The sequence below is a fragment of the Pedobacter sp. genome (assembly GCF_037719805.1).
In the GTDB taxonomy this organism is placed as follows: Bacteria; Bacteroidota; Bacteroidia; order Sphingobacteriales; family Sphingobacteriaceae; genus Pedobacter.
In genome coordinates this window covers 399,237-418,742 of sequence record NZ_JBBJLZ010000005.1, presented here as the reverse complement: position 1 = coordinate 418,742, position 19,506 = coordinate 399,237, and the positions used below count along the sequence as shown (strand labels likewise).

General features: G+C 40.7%; 19 protein-coding genes and 1 tRNA gene. 8 read left to right on the top strand and 12 right to left on the bottom strand.

Annotated features, from left to right (window positions below):
- Nucleotides 1-120 precede the first annotated feature (120 nt).
- Nucleotides 121-197 (top strand) — tRNA-Asn (locus WKF66_RS18315).
- A gap of 227 nt (nucleotides 198-424) precedes the next feature.
- Entirely contained in the window at nucleotides 425-2,026 is a 1,602-nt protein-coding gene (locus WKF66_RS18310) for a glycoside hydrolase family 43 protein (protein ID WP_489675938.1), read from the top strand.
- 56 nt (nucleotides 2,027-2,082) lie between these two features.
- On the opposite strand, the gene WKF66_RS18305 is transcribed toward WKF66_RS18310, so the two are convergent.
- Entirely contained in the window at nucleotides 2,083-2,451 is a 369-nt protein-coding gene (locus WKF66_RS18305; protein WP_489675937.1) for a hypothetical protein, read from the bottom strand.
- A 388-nt stretch (nucleotides 2,452-2,839) separates the two neighbouring features.
- Between WKF66_RS18305 and WKF66_RS18300 the strand changes: the two genes are divergently transcribed.
- Together WKF66_RS18300 and WKF66_RS18295 are read left to right on the top strand one after the other, a co-directional pair.
- On the top strand, nucleotides 2,840-3,376 hold the full coding sequence (locus WKF66_RS18300) for a hypothetical protein (RefSeq protein ID WP_489675936.1): 537 nt from the start codon (nucleotides 2,840-2,842) through the stop codon (nucleotides 3,374-3,376).
- Nucleotides 3,343-3,657: a hypothetical protein gene (locus tag WKF66_RS18295; RefSeq protein ID WP_489675935.1), complete on the top strand. Its 315-nt coding sequence runs from the start codon at nucleotides 3,343-3,345 to the stop codon at nucleotides 3,655-3,657. Before WKF66_RS18300 ends, WKF66_RS18295 begins: the two co-directional genes overlap by 34 nt.
- A gap of 31 nt (nucleotides 3,658-3,688) precedes the next feature.
- On the opposite strand, the gene WKF66_RS18290 is transcribed toward WKF66_RS18295, so the two are convergent.
- The 5 genes from WKF66_RS18290 to recJ form a co-directional block, all read right to left on the bottom strand.
- Nucleotides 3,689-4,543 (bottom strand): alpha/beta hydrolase, encoded by an 855-nt coding sequence (locus WKF66_RS18290; RefSeq protein WP_489675934.1) that lies wholly within the window; start codon nucleotides 4,541-4,543, stop codon nucleotides 3,689-3,691.
- A gap of 79 nt (nucleotides 4,544-4,622) precedes the next feature.
- Complete coding sequence (locus WKF66_RS18285; protein ID WP_489675933.1) at nucleotides 4,623-5,051, bottom strand: CBS domain-containing protein; 429 nt, start codon at nucleotides 5,049-5,051, stop codon at nucleotides 4,623-4,625.
- Nucleotides 5,052-5,091: 40 nt separating this feature from the next.
- The gene (locus WKF66_RS18280; RefSeq protein WP_489675932.1) at nucleotides 5,092-6,603 is read right to left on the bottom strand and encodes a GH3 auxin-responsive promoter family protein; all 1,512 of its coding nucleotides are present in this window, start codon (nucleotides 6,601-6,603) and stop codon (nucleotides 5,092-5,094) included.
- Nucleotides 6,604-6,617: 14 nt separating this feature from the next.
- Entirely contained in the window at nucleotides 6,618-7,352 is a 735-nt protein-coding gene (gene lptB, locus WKF66_RS18275) for an LPS export ABC transporter ATP-binding protein (RefSeq protein WP_489675931.1), read from the bottom strand.
- Between the two features lie 8 nt (nucleotides 7,353-7,360).
- Nucleotides 7,361-9,064, bottom strand: coding sequence for a single-stranded-DNA-specific exonuclease RecJ (gene recJ, locus WKF66_RS18270; protein ID WP_489675930.1), 1,704 nt, complete (start codon nucleotides 9,062-9,064; stop codon nucleotides 7,361-7,363).
- A gap of 95 nt (nucleotides 9,065-9,159) precedes the next feature.
- Here recJ and WKF66_RS18265 point away from each other — a divergent pair, with 95 nt between their 5' ends.
- The gene (locus WKF66_RS18265) at nucleotides 9,160-9,924 is read left to right on the top strand and encodes an MBL fold metallo-hydrolase (RefSeq protein ID WP_489675929.1); all 765 of its coding nucleotides are present in this window, start codon (nucleotides 9,160-9,162) and stop codon (nucleotides 9,922-9,924) included.
- A gap of 1 nt (nucleotide 9,925) precedes the next feature.
- Here the strand turns inward: WKF66_RS18265 and WKF66_RS18260 are convergent, their stop codons facing one another.
- The 6 genes from WKF66_RS18260 to WKF66_RS18235 all read right to left on the bottom strand — a co-directional run bounded on the left by WKF66_RS18260 (nucleotide 9,926) and on the right by WKF66_RS18235 (nucleotide 17,831).
- On the bottom strand, nucleotides 9,926-10,327 hold the full coding sequence (locus WKF66_RS18260) for a response regulator (RefSeq protein WP_489675928.1): 402 nt from the start codon (nucleotides 10,325-10,327) through the stop codon (nucleotides 9,926-9,928).
- 131 nt (nucleotides 10,328-10,458) lie between these two features.
- Nucleotides 10,459-11,049, bottom strand: a complete 591-nt coding sequence (locus tag WKF66_RS18255) for a YceI family protein (protein ID WP_489675927.1) — start codon at nucleotides 11,047-11,049, stop codon at nucleotides 10,459-10,461.
- A gap of 31 nt (nucleotides 11,050-11,080) precedes the next feature.
- Entirely contained in the window at nucleotides 11,081-13,963 is a 2,883-nt protein-coding gene (gene gcvP / locus WKF66_RS18250; protein ID WP_489675926.1) for an aminomethyl-transferring glycine dehydrogenase, read from the bottom strand.
- A 94-nt stretch (nucleotides 13,964-14,057) separates the two neighbouring features.
- Nucleotides 14,058-14,777: a pyridoxine 5'-phosphate synthase gene (locus WKF66_RS18245; RefSeq protein WP_489675925.1), complete on the bottom strand. Its 720-nt coding sequence runs from the start codon at nucleotides 14,775-14,777 to the stop codon at nucleotides 14,058-14,060.
- A gap of 395 nt (nucleotides 14,778-15,172) precedes the next feature.
- Nucleotides 15,173-16,489: an adenosylhomocysteinase gene (gene ahcY / locus WKF66_RS18240; protein ID WP_489675924.1), complete on the bottom strand. Its 1,317-nt coding sequence runs from the start codon at nucleotides 16,487-16,489 to the stop codon at nucleotides 15,173-15,175.
- Between the two features lie 220 nt (nucleotides 16,490-16,709).
- Complete coding sequence (locus WKF66_RS18235; protein ID WP_489675923.1) at nucleotides 16,710-17,831, bottom strand: Fic family protein; 1,122 nt, start codon at nucleotides 17,829-17,831, stop codon at nucleotides 16,710-16,712.
- Between the two features lie 327 nt (nucleotides 17,832-18,158).
- On the opposite strand from WKF66_RS18235, the gene WKF66_RS18230 reads away from it, so the two are divergent.
- From WKF66_RS18230 to WKF66_RS18220, 3 genes are all read left to right on the top strand, one after another.
- Complete coding sequence (locus WKF66_RS18230) at nucleotides 18,159-18,485, top strand: DUF2752 domain-containing protein (protein WP_489675922.1); 327 nt, start codon at nucleotides 18,159-18,161, stop codon at nucleotides 18,483-18,485.
- 3 nt (nucleotides 18,486-18,488) lie between these two features.
- Nucleotides 18,489-18,929, top strand: coding sequence for a CCC motif membrane protein (locus tag WKF66_RS18225; RefSeq protein ID WP_489675921.1), 441 nt, complete (start codon nucleotides 18,489-18,491; stop codon nucleotides 18,927-18,929).
- A 126-nt stretch (nucleotides 18,930-19,055) separates the two neighbouring features.
- Entirely contained in the window at nucleotides 19,056-19,466 is a 411-nt protein-coding gene (locus WKF66_RS18220) for a BrxA/BrxB family bacilliredoxin (protein WP_489675920.1), read from the top strand.
- The last annotated feature ends 40 nt before the right edge of the window (nucleotides 19,467-19,506 follow it).

Below are 19,506 nucleotides of genomic sequence, written 5' to 3'. Positions count from 1 at the left end.
TTAATATTTTTTTGCTACAAATATTGCATAAATAATTTAAAAGCCCTAATATTGCATTCCCAAAACGAACGAAGCTTTCGTTCTTTATTGAATACAAAAGCGCGTTTTGGTAACCAGTACTCCTTCTTAGCTCAGCTGGTTAGAGCATCTGACTGTTAATCAGAGGGTCGCTGGTTCGAGCCCAGCAGAGGGAGCCAACAAATCGCAAGTCCGCGATAAATTAAAAGCCCGTTCCTGCAAAGGAAACGGGCTTTTTTTATGCAAGTGAAAACCTGATCCAAGAATAACATTATTTCCACAAATCTACACTCGCTGACCGCTAAGAAATACGCTTAATAATAAACGTTTCTTTGACGATTAATATTTGTTTACTACTTTTAGTGTCACCGGTAGGTTAATTATCACGGATTCAAAAAGCAATAATATGAAGCTCTTCAAAGAAAAATTTCCAGTATTTATTAAGAAAGTTATCATACTGATCTGTTTTGCGCTCTTGCCTAATCTATATGTGCTTGCTCAGGAAGCACGGAATCCAATCATCTATGCAGACGTTCCTGATATTTCAATGATAAGGGTAGGTGATAATTATTACATGAGTAGTACCACAATGCACATGAGCCCCGGTCTCCCGATAATGAAATCTAAAGACATGATTAACTGGCAAATTGCCGGATATGCCTACAATACGCTAGCTAGTAACGATGAACTGAATCTCAATAACGGCAAGAATGCCTACTCAAAAGGTACTTGGGCAAGTAGCCTGCGGTACTTTAAAGGAACATTTTATGTTTCAACCTTTTCCGCCACAACAGGAAAAACTTACATCTTTAGTACCAAGAGTATTGAAAAGGGTCCTTGGAAGTCCACTTCATTTAGCCCGGCACTACATGATCATTCTCTTTTCTTTGATGATAATGGCAAAGCGTATATGATTTATGGAGGAGGAAGGATCATGATTGCTGAATTAAATTCAGATTTGTCCGGCCTCAATCCCGATGTCAAGCCTCAGATATTAATAGAGAATGCCAGTCTTGTAGGCGGCTCCGCTCAAGGATTACCGGCGGAAGGATCGCAGCTATTTAAAATTAAAGGCAAGTACTATCTGTTCAACATATGCTGGCCAAGAGGAGGTATGCGTACTGTGCTGGTCCACCGCTCGGATAAGCTCCACGGACCATACGAGGGCCGGATTGGTTTGCAGGACAAGGGCGTTGCACAGGGTGGCCTTGTGGAAACATCAAAAGGAGCATGGTATGCCTACCTATTTCGGGATTTTGGAGCAGTTGGGCGGATCCCTTATCTGGTTCCGGTAAATTGGGCTAACGATTGGCCAGTTATCGGGGTTGCAGGGAAAGTGCCTGAAAAGATAGATCTTCCTGCAGCACGGGGAACGCTTTCGGGGATTGTCGCCTCTGATGAATTTAACAGACCGCACGCAAAAACTAAGCTTCCCTTGGTTTGGCAATGGAATCATAATCCGGATAACGAGATGTGGTCATTCTCGCAGCATCCAGGTCATTTGCGGCTAACTGGCGGCCATATGGCAACTAACTTGCTCGATGCCAGAAACACACTGACTCAGCGGACCTATGGCCCGACATGCTCCGCGGTGACTAAAATGGATGTTAGCGGAATGAAAGATGGTGATGCCGCAGGATTGGCATTACTACAAAAGAAATACGGATGGGTGGGTGTAAAAATGATCAAAGGATTAAAATATATCACTACCGAAGTTTCAGACGCTACCAGTGAACCTGTCAAAATTCCTGTGGGTCAGTCAACCATTTACCTGCGTGCTGAATGCAACTTCCGGGAGCGCCAAGACCTGGGAACATACTATTATAGCCTGGACGGCAAGCAATGGACTTCAATTGGATCTGTTTTACATATGCAATACACCATTCCGCATTTTATGGGCTACCGGTTCGCCTTATTTAATTATGCGACGGAGTCTACTGGAGGGTATGCCGACTTTGACTATTTCCGTGTGAGCACTGATCTTACCAGAGGCAACAATCCGGACTAGGTTTTTAACTACAGCGTATATAGGCTCAATTTACCGAGGTTAATTAAGCCTCGGATTTATAGCGCCTTCCTTTTACCAGTGATTACCAAGTCACCTTGAGGGGTTATAATTTTACCCGCAATGCTGTCTTTTACTTTAATGAATATGCCCTGGAAAACATGGGAACTTACTTTTAGATCATAAGTGATTGAATCGTTTGATACTTTTAAGCGATCCATCGGGAAAGTGCCATTGCCAGTTACCATTTCACCTCTCAACGTTCCATCTTTTTCACTGAATTCGATACTTCCTTCCTGATATCCTTCAGGAGCATCCTTCGCAGTAAAGTTCCAGATACCTGCCAGCTCATGCTGTGTATCGTAAATGAAAGAAAATAAGGTTGCCGCCAAACACAGGGCACAAAGGTTAAAGATGATTTTTTTCATTTTGAGCAGGATAAGTAGGTGAATAATATGCTCAAAAATACAGGACCAATACAACTATAAGTTTACCTTATTGTTAAGTGTTTCCTTTTTATTGGTGAGACTAGCAGCATTTTTCACAATGGAGAACTGCTTACAGCTTTGATGCCTTACTCTGGTCAATTTGCTCTTGAGTACAAGCTTTTAGGTTTGGTCGGGAAGTAGAATAAAAAAGTAAGTAGTTGATATGGGCTTTGTATGAGACCAATATGTGTCCAACTTGACACCAAGATAAGACCATGATTTCCGATCACAAGTTGGACTTATTACGTGTTATTGTTATATTCCTGTAGGTGGTATACTAAGCTCATATAAAGCGCTATGTTGCTGACTCAACCAAATATAAAAATGTATGGCAGGATTTGACGGTAAGCACTTTAAGGGCAAGATAGGTAACACAAGTTACAAACAATACAGAGGACAGCAAATAGTATCGGGCAAATCCACAAAGGCAAAATTCTCGCGTACGGAACCAATGGATAGATCTTCTAACCTTTTTGGAAGAGTAAGTACACTGAATAGTTGCATCAGGGCTTGTATGGCGCCGTTATATGATCAGTTCCATGATGGTGAAATGTTAGGCCGATTAAATAAAAGCACTAACCTAGCCATGAATTCTGTTTTTAACAAAGAGCAGCTCACTTTTTCTTTTACACCAGAAACCTTCAAGAGGCTTGCGGGATTTGAGTTTAATCAACAGTCACGCGTAGAGGATGTTTTTTCCGCATATCTTGCCGTAACTTATACTGAAGATAATGTGTCAATTCTCATTCCTGAACTTACTATTTCTAAGCATATTGAATTTCCGTCTGCTAGCAGAAAGTGCAGCATTGTTTTTTTACGAACACTTTTGATTTGGAAACTGGATATGAGCAAGAGTCAGAATTAAAGTACCTAACGGTCGTCAAGAATAACGAATTGGACTTGATCCCGCCTCAAACGGTAGAATTCACAACAGAACCCGGATGTCTTTGTGTAATTGGGATTGCATTTCATTTCTACAAAGCGTCTTTTATAGGTGAAGTCTTGACAAATAGCAAGGAATTTAATCCTGCAGCCATTTTAAGTGCTCATATGACTGAGGGTAGACATGTCTTACCTGTTGATGGAAATTGGTCTAAAATGAATAACAAGAAGGGCAAAATTGCCACATTTAAATCTTCGAAATAAGACCTTCAGCGGTGTAAATTAAACAGGTACTTTAATGAACTTTTAACTGTTGCACAATGTTCGAGATCACTTCTGCATCTGAGATAATCTTTGCATGACTGGTATGTTCGTTTTTTACTGGGATAACCTCTGGATACTGATGTAAAAATTCTTCAATATCAGTTATTGGACTCACTGTATCATTTTGCTCATATATCAGCATGTGCTTAATACTACCAGCAAAATCATACATTTCAGGAACATGAAAATTATTGATACTTTGCTGGTACAAGGTTTCAAAATCATCCAAAAACAACTGCTGACTTTCATCTGATAGACCTAAATTATCCATGCTTCCTTTGAAGTTGTCTTTCAAATTGATGAGTGGAGCTATCGTAATTAATAGCTCAGGGTATACCCTTGTTTCATGTAGCACCCTTACAGCCGCCATGCCTCCTAAAGAATGACCAATTATAGCATGTGGGACACCATAAAGTTTCTCTATCTCTTTTATCGCATCTACAAAAAGGAACAGATTACTTAAATGTCCCTCAGCGCTTCCATTTCCAGGAGCATCAAAAGCGATGACCTTCACATCTGGAAGGGATAATAGGCCTTGTATCAAATCATAGAAATCCAGGGCTTTTGATCCCCATCCATGAACCAGTAGGACAATTTTGATCCCTTCGCCCCAGATAAAGCAAGGGAAGTTTAGCTTCTTCTTGCTAAAATAGGTATCATCCGCTTTAAGTAGTATTTGCTCAGAAAGATTTATCAATTGCTGCTGATGCTGCCTTAAAGGCATCTTAGGAGAATAGCAAATTAGTTCCCAAATTAATTGCTGCAGTTCAGATGAAGACTCATCCTGCTGTTTTATACTTTGGATTACTTGCTTGAGATGCTTCATCCTCAAAAGTAACTATTATTCCAAGCATAACTTTGGCAGCATGGTTACTTCCATCATTTTTTAATACTATCTGCTATAACTAGCTGCTGATGTAACTTTCTAGTTGGGAAATCGTCTGTTTCTGGTCTTCAATAATAAACTTCACGACATCCCCAATGGAGACCATTCCAAGCAATTCGCCATCCGCCATGACAGGCAAATGCCTGATGTGCTTGTCTGTCATTATTTTCATACATAAATCAATGGAATCCTGAGGCGAGACTGTTATTGGATTCGCAGTCATTACTTCTTTAATAGTAGTCTCTGCAGAAGATTTACCATGAAGAATGATCTTTCTGGCGTAATCTCTTTCTGTAAAGATGCCGGTAAGTACTTCGTTCTCTACAATCAAAAGAGCGCTAATATTACCTTCCATCATATAGTGGAGGCCCGACAGGACTGATGAATCTCCAGTAACTGAAAATATTTGAGACGGCTTTGCGTCTAGCATTTGTTGTACTGTTTTCATAATGGTTAATATTTAGCTGATTGAATATAGCTAAATATTACTAGTCCAGCAATTCTAATATTTCTTCCACATACTTCCTATCGTTCGCCAGTCTTGGTACTTTGTGCTGTCCACCAAGCTTCCCCTTTCGCTTTAACCAGTTGTAAAATGTGTTGCAAGGTGCATTGTGAACCTTCGGTCGCCTAAGTGCGAGGTCTTTAAAACGCTTGGCTTCATAGTCAGAGTTGACGTCTTTTAAAGTTTGATCCAATACATCCACAAACTTTTCGAAGTCGTTTGGTTGCTGATCAAATTCAATAATCCATTCGTGACCACCAACATCTTCCCCTTTGAAATAGATAGGACAGGCCGTGTAATCTTTGAACACTGCGCCTGTTACGTCGCAGGCCTTGCAGATCGCCTGCTCTGCATTGTCTATAATTACTTCCTCCCCAAATGCGTTAATAAAATGCTTAGTTCTGCCTGTAATTCGTATTCTGAATGGTGATAAGCTGGTAAATTGTACTGTATCGCCTATCATATAGCGCCATAATCCACCATTTGTAGAGATGATAATAGCATAATTTTTATGAAGTTCTACCTGATCCAATGACAACGTATCGGGGTGTTCGTCTTCCAATTTTTCAATTGGCAAGAATTCGTAATAAATGCCATAATCAAGCATCAAAAGCATTTCATCAGAATCGACCTTGTCCTGAATACCAAAAAAGCCTTCAGAAGCATTGTATGTTTCCAGGTAATACATATCGTTGCATGGAATCAACTCTTTAAATTGCTCTCTGTAAGGTTTAAAGTTTACTGCGCCATGGATGTACAATTCAAGGTTAGGCCAAACTTCCAACAGGTTGCTTTTTCCGGTCATCTCCAATACTTTTTTCGCCAGAACAATGGTCCAGGTTGGGACGCCTGCGATGTTAGTTACGTTTTCCTTAATGGTGGCTTCGGCCATCTTTTCCATCTTAGTTTCGTAGTTGTCCATCAAAGCAATAGATATATTTGGGGTGCGATAATATTCAGCCCACATGGGAAGGTTCTTAATCAATACTGCTGAAAGGTCTCCATAAAAAGAGTCCTCATTCAATTGGTTGATTTGGTGACTACCACCGAGTACCAGTCCTTTTCCTGTTAAGATTTGATTATCTGGTCTGTTGTTGCAGAATATGGACAGCAGATCTTTCCCGCCTTTGAAATGGCACTCCTGAAGTGATTCTTCGGAGACCGGTATAAACTTGCTTCGGTCACTGGTCGTACCAGACGACTTTGCAAACCACTTGATCTCAGATGGCCAAAGGATATTTTGCTCTCCATTAAGCATGCGCTCAATGTATGGTTTTAGGGTATCGTAATTTTGTATAGGTACCCGTTCTTTAAACTGTCGTGGATGTTCAATGGTTTGGTAGTCGAATTTCTCCCCCCATTCCGTATCCTGAGCGCTGGAGATGAGCTTATGAAACCATTCCTCCTGAACATCATGGGGATATTTCATAAAAAGCTCGATCTGATGAACGCGCTTTTTCATATACCATGTAAAAATCGAATTTACAATTGCCATAAGGTTATTTCGAATTATAGTGTTTTAGTGCGCAATACAAAGTTTGATCCCAGGTACACGCGTCTCACCATCTCGTTTGCAGCTAAAACTTCAGGAGTTCCGGATTCAAGAATTTTACCTTCGAACAATAAGTAGGCTCTGTCAGTAATAGATAGCGTCTCTTGCACATTGTGGTCGGTAATCAAAATGCCTATATTTTTTTGTTTGAGTTTGTATACAATGGTCTGAATTTCTTCGACCGCAATTGGATCTACACCAGCAAAGGGCTCATCTAAAAGGATAAAGTTCGGACTAGCAGCTAAGGCTCTTGCAATTTCTGTTCTCCTTCTCTCACCGCCCGATAATAGATCACCCCGGTTTTTTCTCACTTTATGAAGACTAAACTCATTGATTAGCTCCTCCAGTTTTTCATGCCGTTCTTCCTTGCTCATCTTAGTCATCTCCAGAATAGCCATAATGTTATCCTCTACAGATAGCTTACGAAAAACGGAAGCTTCCTGAGCCAGATAGCCGATACCTTTTTTAGCTCTGCGGTACATTGGGTCTGTGGTGATGTCTTCATCATCAAGAAATATGGTGCCTTCATTAGGCTTAATCAAGCCCACAATCATATAGAACGAGGTCGTTTTACCAGCCCCATTCGGCCCAAGAAGCCCAACGATTTCTCCCTGACTAACAGAAAATGAAACGTCATTTACAACGGTTCGTTGCTTATATTTCTTAATCAGGTTCTCAGCTCTTAATATCATTTGGTGTATTAATTATCTACTTTAATTGCTTTGATGTTTAACTGTATGGTGCGCTGATCTTTCCAAACATTTTCTTCTATTGTATAACAAACAGAAAATGGGTGATTTGGTTGCAAAAGCTTTTCGTATTCCGCAAGGCCGAATCCAATGCATTCGAAATTATCTGAATTTAATTGCTTCACACTAAACTTAAGATGTTTTTCGCTGAGGACACGCGGACTCCCAACCAGTGAAACCTCATGAGTGATAAACACGGGGGCGTTATTGTGAGGTCCAAAAGGAGCCATTTGGCCAATAATGCGTTGAAATTTACCGTTGATCTGACTGAAGTTTATCTCCGCATCTATTTTCACCTCAGGACAAAGTAGATCTTCGGTTATAGTTGCTGATACAATATTCTCAAACCGCTCCATGAACATCCCGATGTTTTCAGGTTTCATTGTGAGTCCGGCAGCGAACTTGTGTCCGCCGAATTGTACCATTAGATCCTGACAGCCCAATAATGCCTCATATAGATCAAAACCAGCTACAGATCTTGCCGAGCCGGTTAATAAGCCATTGGATTCAGTTAGCACAACCGTAGGCCTATAATATTTTTCAGTCAGTCGCGAGGCAACGATACCTATCACTCCTTTATTCCAGCTTTGATTGTATACGACGGTCGTTTTCTTGCCAATCAATATTTCACATTCGTCAATAAGCGCTAATGCTTCAGCAGTAATTGTCTGATCAGTCGTTTTGCGGTCAGAGTTTTGTAGGTTGATAAACTCACTTTGTTCCAGAGCATCCGTGTCTTCGTCGCAAATCAACATTTTTACGGCTTGATTACCATGATCCATTCTCCCTGCAGCATTTATCCGTGGTGCCAGTGTAAATACAACATCAGTAAGTGTGTATGACTTCGGTCTGCCGGAGATGTCCATTAGCGCCTTCAAACCTTTGCAAGGCGATGAGTTTAGCTTAATCAGCCCATGGTAAGCAAGAATTCTATTTTCATCTTCAATAGGAACAATATCTGCAGCGATACTCACCATCACCAGGTCAATATACTGCTCGTATTCGGAAGCTGGTAAATTATGGCTTATACAGTATGCTTGTGCCAGCTTGAAGCCTATTCCGCATCCTGCAAGTTCTTTAAACGGGTAATCACAGTCCAGGCGTTTCGGATCTAAAACCGCAACTGCTGCAGGCAACTCGTCACCAGGTAAATGGTGATCACAAATGATAAAATCAACTCCGAGCGTATTTGCATAGGCGATTTTATCGACAGACTTTATGCCACAATCCAGTGCAATGATCAGACTGAAACCATTGGCATAAGCATAGTCAATTCCGGCTTGTGAGATTCCGTATCCCTCTTTATGCCTGTCAGGGATGTAATATTCTATGCTTTCTATATATTTTTTAAAGAAGCTATAGGCAAGCGCCACGGCGGTAGTCCCATCTACGTCATAGTCGCCATATATCAGCACCTTTTCCCCGCTAATGATAGCGTTATCTATTCTTACAATTGCTTTATCCATGTCCTTCATCAGAAATGGATCATGGAGCTTGCTAACTTGCGGACGGAAATAATCCTTAGCCTGATCAAATGTTTCAATACCTCTTTGAACTAAAACCTGCGCTAAACTCTTATCTATATTCAACTCCTGTGCAAGTAAAATCACAGCTTCATCGTCAGATTCTGCTGGATGCACCCATCTTTTCTTCATTATCATTTGGCCGTTTGTTCAAGCAGGATCTTTATCTTTGCATTGATCTCGTAAAGATATCATTTATTCTTTTTTTCTCACTAACAAGTACGCCATTGCAAGTTTTCACATTGTTTGAGGGTTCCTATTCTGTAGATGCGTCCAAGAAATTCGTTCCTTTTGATCCTGCTATACATAGCGCTAAAGACCGGCCCGCTTCTCTCTTTGTGCATGTTCAGCCTTTTTTAGTTGAGATGAATGGTTCGCTATTCCTTTTTGATACCGGACTAGGCTATAACAACGACAATGGCGATTTCATTCTGCATGAAAACATCAAAAAAGCGGGCTTTGACCCCGACGATATTGATATGGTACTGATGTCCCATCTTCACTTCGATCATTCAGGCGGAATGGTACGGTATGTCAATGAGAAAATGGAACTTAGCTTTCCTCATGCCACCTATGTGATCCAGCAAGGAGAGTGGGAAAGTGCCTTTACCAGCACCTCGTCTTCTTATAGAACTGAGATCTTTGATTTCCTGCAACGGAATGCACAATTGCACTTCATCGAGGGCTCAGGTCAGCTCACTCAAGAGATTAGCTATGAATTAACTGGCGCCCATACGCCTTTTCATCAGGTATTTCTTTTAAATGATGGGGCAGATAAAGTGTTTTTCGGTGGAGATGTGTTGCCTGAACCGGAAGAGTTGATTAAGAAGTTCATCGCCAAATATGATTTCGACGGGCGCAAAGCGATGGAACTAAGGGAAGTGTTTGGAACAAGGGCGGCCGACGAGCATTGGAATTGTTTATTTTACCATGGTAAAAGTAAAACAACAGGTTTAGTTGAATTGACAGATGGTCGCTTTAAAATTGTTTAGGTTAGGGGGTAATCAGCTTAAGCAATTCACTAAGCCTTTCAATAGATAGGGGCTTGGAGATAAAGCCCTTGATCTTCTTAAAGGTTTTCGCTTTCTCAATATCATTGTCATAGACCGACGAAGAAAGCATATACATGTCCGGCTGTTGTTTCGGACGTAGCTGATCATAGGCTTCTAGAAACTCCCAGCCATTTAAGATAGGCATGTTAATATCTATTAGCATTAAATGCGGGAATTGTTCCGGATTTTCATCCAACGTGGCCAAATAATTTATTGCAAGCTGACCGTTATTCTTTGCCACCATTTCTACGTTATATCCCGTCTTCGAAACGATCTTTTTGATAATGAATATGTTGATATCATCATCATCGATCACTAACAGGTTAATTTTTGAAGCCGTCATAACGTTATTAAAGGGTATTTTTATATCACCTAAGATAGAAAAATTCTCCTTATCTGGTTAAACTGATGGTTTATTTTTAACGAAAAAAAGGCCGCTATTATTAATGGCGGCCTTTAAGGTTGATTTTGGGATTACTTTTTAGCAATAAGTTTAATTCCCAGTTCAAATTCATCATAGATCATTTTGTCACCTACATCAGGAAACATGCCTTTTGATCTGAATTTAATCCCGTATTTAGTCCGGTCTACGATAATTTTCTCTGCCGTTGCCGTCACTGAACCATCTGAATTCCACACTACTGTAGCTGGAAACGATATGGCGTTCGTAATGCCTTTAATGGTTAAGTCACCTGCAACAGTTACATTATTACCCGTTCCTGGAGTAACTTTCTTAACCGCAAAAGTCGAAGTGGCAAATTTATCCACGCCAAAAAAGTCGTCAGCCTTTAAATGACCTTCCAGCCTGTCGCTTTTGTCAGCGTCTTTAATTGTAGCCATGTTGATAGCGAAGTTTCCGCCAATAAGTTTCTTGCCATTAAATGAGAGATTTCCAGACTGCAAACCAATACTGCCGGTATGGCTCCCTGTCAGTTTTTTACCTACCCAAGTTAACGTTGATTTTTCTACGTCAACTTTGTAAGTAATCGCTTTGAAGGGAACGATAAATGCTGATGAGACCACTACGAGAACAAGTAGCGCTACTGATGTTAATTTCGATTTCATTGATTTCTTTAAGTTATGAGTATGATAGTTGTTAAGCAAAAGTTTCGCTGTCTGCGTAGCTTTCAATCGGTGGACAAGCACAGATTAGTGATCTGTCTCCAAAAGAATCATTTACCCTGCCCACTGCTGGCCAGAATTTAAATGCAGCAACGTAAGATAGTGGGAAGGCAGCAGTCTTTCTGCTATAACCATGACTCCATTCGTCACCCGTAACTACTGCTGCAGTATGTGGAGCGTTCTTTAAAGGGTTGTCAACCTTATCTAAATCGCCGTTTTCCACCGCAGTGATCTCATTTCTAATTGCTATCAGTGCGTCACAGAAACGGTCCAGCTCATGTTTAGGTTCACTCTCTGTAGGTTCAACCATCAAAGTTCCTGCAACGGGGAAGGATACCGTTGGTGCATGGAAGCCATAATCCATTAAGCGTTTTGCGATATCAACTACCTCAATACCGTAGTTTTTAAAGGCACGACAATCTAAAATCATCTCATGAGCACAGCGTCCGTTGGCTCCGGAATAAAGTACCGGATAATGTACCTCTAAACGCGCCTTCATGTAGTTCGCATTTAATATTGAATATCTTGTAGCGTTCGTTAGCCCTTCGCCGCCCATCATTGCGATGTAAGCATGGGAAATGATCAAGATAGATGCAGAGCCCCATGGAGCAGATGATACCGCATGGATAGATTTTTCATTGTTAATGTCGACAACCGCGTGACCAGGAAGATACTGGACCAGGTGCTTTGCAACGCCAATAGGACCCATACCAGGTCCACCACCACCGTGAGGAATACAGAATGTTTTATGTAAATTAAGGTGACAAACGTCAGCGCCAATGTTTGCAGGACTGGTTAAGCCAACCTGTGCATTCATATTTGCGCCATCCATATACACCTGTCCGCCGTTCTCATGAATGATCGTACAAATGTCGATGATACTCTCTTCAAAAACCCCATGTGTGGAAGGGTAGGTCACCATCAGACAAGACAGATTCTCAGAATGAAGTTCTGCTTTAGCTTTCAGATCATCTACATCAATGTTTCCATTTTCCAATGATTTAACAACAACAATTTTCATTCCTGCCATTGCTGCTGAAGCCGGATTTGTTCCGTGAGCAGAGGATGGGATTAAAGCGATATTACGGTGATAGTCTCCGCGATCCTGGTGGTAAGCTCTGATTACCATTAGGCCTGCGTATTCACCTTGGGCACCCGCATTCGGTTGTAAGCTCATGGCCGCAAAGCCTGTAATCTCACTTAACCACTTATCAAGTTCATTGAAAACGGTGTAATAGCCAGAAACCTGATCAGCTGGAGCAAATGGATGGATCTTTCCAAACTCAGGCCAGGTTACCGGAATCATTTCTGTTGTTGCATTAAGTTTCATTGTGCATGAACCCAGAGCAATCATCGAATGGCAAAGAGAAAGATCTTTAGCTTCCAATGATTTGATGTAACGCAACATTTCATGTTCAGAATGATGGGTATTGAATACCGGATGCGTTAAATATTCTGAAGTACGTTGTAGTGATACAGGAATCACAGTTTCAATGTTTCCTTCTGCAACTTCAGCTGAATTTGCAGCAATCGCTTTAACTTTAGCAAAGATCTTTGTTAGTAATACCACATCATCGTAAGAAGTAGTCTCATCTAAAGCAATGGTTACGATCGGACCATTATAATGCAAGTTGATTTCGTTATCAACACATTCCCGGTGGATAGAATCAACCAGGTCATGCAGATCCAACTGAATGGTATCAAAGTAAACTTTACTCAATATATTATAGCCTGCGTTTTTCAACGATTCTGCTAGGGTAATAGTGAGTCCGTGTGTACGTTCAGCAATCAGTTTCAAGCCTTTTGGGCCATGATAAACGGCATAAAAGCCAGCCATAATTGCCAATAGTGCTTGTGCAGTACAGATGTTAGAGGTTGCCTTATCTCTGCGGATGTGCTGCTCCCTGGTCTGTAACGCCATGCGTAAGGCGTAATTGTTATGACTATCAATAGTTACGCCGATGATCCGGCCTGGAATGGAACGCTTGTACTCATCTTTAGTAGCGAAATAAGCAGCGTGCGGTCCGCCAAAACCCATTGGAACTCCAAAGCGCTGACTTGTTCCTACCACGATATCTGCTCCCCATTCTCCCGGAGGCGTCAAGAGTGTCAAGCTTAGAAGGTCTGCAATCACAGTGATTTTCACATTCTTCTCATGTGCTTGTTCAGCGAAAGTGGAATAATCATACACTTCGCCATTGCCTGCAGGGTACTGAACAATGGCTCCGAAGAACTCATCATGCAGGCCGAAAGTAAGGTGATCTCCAATTACAAGTTCAATTCCAAAAGGATTTGCTCTGGTTTTAAGGATATCTATAGTTTGTGGAAATAATAATCTGGAAACGAAGAACTTCTTAGCAGACTGGTTTTTACGCAGACTGTATTGCATAAACATAGCTTCAGCGGCTGCTGTACCTTCGTCTAATAAAGAGGCGTTCGCAATTTCCATACCGGTCAAATCGATCACTGCGGTCTGGAAATTCAATAATGCTTGTAAGCGGCCCTGGGCTATTTCTGCCTGATAAGGAGTATATTGGGTATACCATCCCGGGTTTTCCATGACGTTACGAAGAATAACTCCAGGAGTTAGCGTATCATAATAACCTTGTCCGATGTAAGATTTAAACACCTTATTTAAGGACGCAGTCTGCTTAAGTGCGGTTAAATAATCCTTCTCAGATTTCGCTGCTGGCAAATTTAATGGCTGTTTCAGTCTGATTTTCTGAGGAACAGTTTGGTCAATCAATTCGTCAACAGAACTAACGCCAAGTGTAGTCAGCATAGCCTCGGTATCTTCCGCGTTTGGCGCGATGTGGCGGTCTTTGAAGTCTTCCTGGTAATGAATGTTTAAGCTCATGAATTCTTAGAATAAAAGTTGCGCAAAGTTAATAAAAATACGCCTCTTTATGGTCAAGAATCCCATGTTTCAACAACATGTTTCGTGTAAAATTTTAGTGCTTCAATTGTCTCAGATACATTTGAATCGTATTCTCTAAGCCAATGTAAAGTGCATCAGAGATTAGAGCGTGCCCGATGCTTACTTCGAGTAATCCAGGAATACTTTCAGAAAAGTATTTTAAGTTGTGTAGATCCAAATCATGACCTGCGTTTATACCAAGGCCTACGTTTATCGCCTTGTGCGCGGCTGCCACATAAGGGACGATTGCCTTTTCTCTATTGTCGTAGTAATTGTGAGCGTATGCTTCTGTATATAGTTCTATTCTATCGGTACCACTTTCTGCAGCAGCAGCTATCATATCCACTACAGGATCTACAAAGATGGAAACTCTGATCCCCTCAGACTGAAACAAGGAAACCATTTCTTTTAGATAAGCCGCATGCTTGATGGTATCCCAACCATGATTGGAGGTGATCTGACCTTCTGCATCCGGAACTAAGGTTACCTGTGCTGGTCTGTTTGCAAGAACCAGCTCAATAAACTTCTGTTCCCTACAATTTCCTTCAATGTTAAACTCTGTAGCAATAGCAGCTTTTAAGTCGTAAGCATCCTGATACCTGATATGACGTTCATCAGGCCTTGGATGAACTGTAATACCTTCTGCACCGAAGCGTTCACAATCTAGCGCTACTTTAACCAGGTCAGGGTTATTTCCCCCGCGACTATTACGAAGGGTTGCAATTTTGTTAATGTTTACGGAAAGCTTTGCCATAGCACAAATATAAGATTTGTTTAACACCATCCATTCAGTATTATACGCCCGTCTATATGCCCGTCTTCCTGAATTTATTTCAGGACCTCGGCATAGCAATGCCACCCAGTCCGAGGTTGCGGCCTACGCGGTAAGGACGGGGGGTAGGATAACCTGTCATTGGTAACTTGTTTCAGAACCCCGGAGGAGCAGGGCCAAGGTACAGGCATCCGCCGGCAAGACGGTGGGGCTCACAAGTAAGATTGTTTAAGACCAAAAAAGGATGATGCGGTTAGCATCATCCTTTTAGTGGGTATTTCCCCGTCATTCCGAACTTGTGTCAGAACCTCGTGTTAGCAGTGCCGAGGTACCGCTTTCCGCCGGCAAGACGATGGGGCAAATAACAGGAACTATACCTAGTACCTATATGCTTCCGGCTTAAATGGACCTTCTACGGGTACACCGATATAATCAGCTTGATGCTGATCTAGTACATCCAGTTCAACACCTATCTTGGCAAGGTGTAAACGAGCAACTTTCTCATCCAGATATTTAGGAAGAACATAAACTTTGTTCTCATATTTACCTGGATTCATCCAAAGCTCTAGCTGTGCTAAAGTCTGGTTAGTGAAAGAGGCAGACATTACAAAACTTGGGTGACCAGTTGCGCAACCTAAGTTTACTAAACGGCCTTCTGCCAATAATAGAATGTCTTTTCCATCAATCGTGTATTTATCAACCTGAGGTTTGATCTCTACTTTTGTATCACCATAGTTTGAATTCAACCAGGCAACATCAATCTCGTTATCGAAGTGACCAATGTTACAAACGATAGCTTTATCTTTCATCACTTTGAAATGTTCCGCACGAACAATATTACAGTTACCAGTTGTAGTAACGATGATATCTGCTTCTAAAACCGCTTTAGCAAATTTTTTAACCTCGTAACCTTCCATTGCAGCTTGCAATGCACAGATCGGGTCAATCTCAGATATAATCACACGTACACCTTGTGAGCTTAACGATTCCGCAGAACCTTTACCTACATCACCGTAACCTGCAACCACCGCAACTTTACCAGCCATCATGATGTCTGTAGCACGACGGATCGCATCTACCAGTGACTCACGGCAACCGTATTTGTTGTCAAATTTTGATTTAGTGACAGAATCATTCACGTTGATTGCAGGTAAATGCAATGTTCCGTTTTTCATGCGCTCATACAAACGGTGAACACCTGTAGTAGTCTCTTCAGAAAGACCTTTGATGTTAGCGATCAATTCAGGGAACTTATCGAAAACCATGTTGGTTAAATCACCACCATCATCTAAGATCATATTCAATGGCTGTTGATCTGCTCCGAAGTGCAACGTTTGCTCGATACACCAGTCAAAGCTCTCTTCGTCTAAACCTTTCCAGGCGTAAACCTGAATACCTGCAGCAGCAATAGCAGCAGCAGCGTGATCTTGAGTGGAGAAGATGTTACAGGAAGACCAGGTAACTTCTGCCCCTAATGCGACCAAAGTTTCAATTAAAACTGCAGTTTGGATAGTCATGTGAAGGCAACCAGCAATGCGGGCACCTTTTAATGGCTGTGACGGACCGAATTCTTCGCGAAGTGACATTAAGCCTGGCATTTCTGCCTCAGCTAAACCAATCTCTTTGCGGCCCCATTCTGCCAGTGAAATGTCCTTAACTTTATAAGGAACGAATGTTGTCTCTACTGATGACATATTGAATTGTTTTAAGTTGCTAAAATATAGGTAGTTATAATCTGTTAAATTTTGGTTGACCAGTGTTCGACTACCTCTAATCAACCTTAGTTAATATTCAGACAAAAGTAGCTAATAGTTTAACCAATTTCAAGGGCATAACTGGGATGCCCATTTGTCTGGATTATATTTGACATATTATTGTTTTTCTAATTGATGCTGTGCAAAAAGAACTTTATAATCAAACCCGAACAAGTTTCATTAAAGGTTCAAAGGAATATAATGCAGGTCTCCGACCGGAAGCCTCCTGTTTTGTTAAGATTAAACCTCTATCTAATAGCTTTCGGGTAAATTTAGCTGCGGTCGGCGCTGGTATTCCGCTATTAGAAGTAAATTTACTATTTCTGAAAACAGGATTCGTAAAGATATAATCCAATGCATTTACACTCCATTTAGATGATAGTAGTTCTGAAAATATAATCTTCATTTCAGCATATAAACTTTGGATACTTTCTGCTATTGCTAAATTTTTAATAGCTTGTTTTTCAACAGCAGTTAAAAAGAACTTACACCAAGATTCCCAGTCCCCGTTTTGGGAAACATTTCTCATAGTATCAATGTATAGATCTTTATTCTCTTCGAAATATCCACTTATATAAAAGTGAGGTTCAGAGATCACCTTTGTTGACCATAAAAATAACGTGATTAACATCCGACCAATTCTACCATTACCATCTTGAAATGGATGTAGTGCCTCAAATTCCAGGTGCATAAGTGCTGTCTTTATTAGCGTTGTATGATCACTATTCTTTAGGTATTCAAATAATAGATCTAATCCATCGGTTAGTTTTTCCGGACTTATAGGAATAAATAATATATTTTTCTTCAACCTATCCGCAAGATAGTTTTGTTCATGTTTGAACTGGCCTGGAGATTTACTAGCTCCCCTCCCAAAATATAATAACTGTTGGTGAACCTGCTTTATGAAGCTTGTAGATAATTCATAACCATCAACCATACCTTTTTGTGCATTTTTTAGTGCTCGCTGGTATAATATAGTCTCGAAAACATCCGTGCGATAATTACTTAGTTCCGGGTTTTCGCCATCATCTTCTGCCTCATACTGCAAAATTTCATCCATGGTACTGACAGTACCTTCCATTCTGGAAGAGATAACCGCTTCTTGATTCCTTAAAGGAGCTAATAAGATTTCGCTGTTATGTAAGTTCTTAAGCATTTGGTCATATCTGGCAATTGCAGATGTTGCCCCAATTAACTCATTTATGAATAGCTCATAATTTAATGTCTTTGGCGGGAATAGGTCATAATGGTATTTGGTAGCCTTATCGAAATTTAAGTCCATAATTAATGGGTCTATTATCTGTGTAGAGATAATTTGTTTATCTCAAAATTACGAAATTTGTTAACAAATAGTTTTGTTCACGCTTTTTAATGATTTCTGATATACAAATTCTTTTATGCGCTCAAATAGTACGACAAATCATTTTGTCTATCACTTATCCTGAAAATCGATATACAAACGTTTTTGTCTATCATTTAGAAAGAACAAACTATGTTGTTAATCAAAAATCCTTTACAACGATTAACAAATCGACAATAAATCCTGGCACGTATTTTAATTGTCAAGTAATTGTATAATTTAGTGACAATTATAAAAACGCAACTTCTCATGCCTCTTTTGTTAGTATTTCTGAACGTTATAAATTGGCTGGAAGCGAACTTACTTGCTTGTCCGTTTAAGAATCATACTGGTCTGGATTGTCCGGGTTGTGGCTTGCAGCGTTCTATCCTTGCATTGGCTAAAGGCGAGGTTAGCACTTCCTTTCAGCTTTATCCGGCGGCGATGCCAATGATTGCTCTGGTTCTTTTTCTTCCCGCACACTTGAAATTCGATTTCAAGCACGGAGCATTGCTCATTAAAGTCACCTACAGCCTCATAGCAGCTATAATCTTACTGAACTATATCTATAAAATCTATACTCATCAATTAAATTAATTTATGTCAGAAAATCAAGTGCCTGGTCAAGAACCAGACTTCACGCCTAACCCAAAACCTTCAGACTTTTCACAGCAAGTTCCTCCTGGAGCACCATACGGTCAGTTCGGTCAAATCTCATTACCCAACAGCACCCCGGTTCTTATTTTAGGTATCCTGGCAATATTAGCGTGCTGCTGCTACGGGGTACCAGGACTTATTTTGGGTATCATCGGATTGGTACTGGGCAATAAGGATTTGGCCTTATACAAAAGCAATCCAAATGCCTATACCGAAAGCTCCTATAAAAACTCCAAAGCAGGAAGAATTTGTTCCATCATCGCTTTGATATTAAGCGCACTCTATATGTTGTTAATGTTAGCTTTTATTATATTCTTTGGATTTGCAGCGCTGCAAGATCCACAGCGCATGAAAGAAGTTCTTGAAGGAATGGGCAACCAATAAAACGTTCAGTTTTCTGGTCATCGTAATTTTAAGGTAAAAACAGCATCAAGGCATGTATAATGCTTTGATGCTGTTATTTAGCGCTGTACATTTGTACACTCAAAAAGATAATTAAACTTAAAAGATATGTATCCAGAATACTTGGTTGAACCCATGCGTGCCGAATTAACGAAAGTTGGTTTTGAAGAAATGAAATCTGCTGCTGATGTTGACAATGCGATTGGTACAGAAGGAACCGTTTTTGTTGTTGTAAATTCAGTATGTGGTTGTGCAGCGGCTAATGCTCGTCCTGCAGCAAGACTTGCAGCAGCTAATGAGAAACATCCTGACAGATTGATCACTGTTTTTGCCGGCATGGAAAAAGAAGCAGTTGACAGAGCAAGAGGATATATGATGCCTTTTCCACCGTCATCACCAGCAATGGCGCTTTTCAAGGATGGTAAGCTTGTTCATATGATCGAGCGTCATCAAATCGAAGGTCGCCCGGCTCAAATGATTGCAGATAGTTTAGTTGGTGCTTTTGATCAGTACTGCTAATTAGATATTATTCTTAAAAACACCGCTGATGAGTATTTAT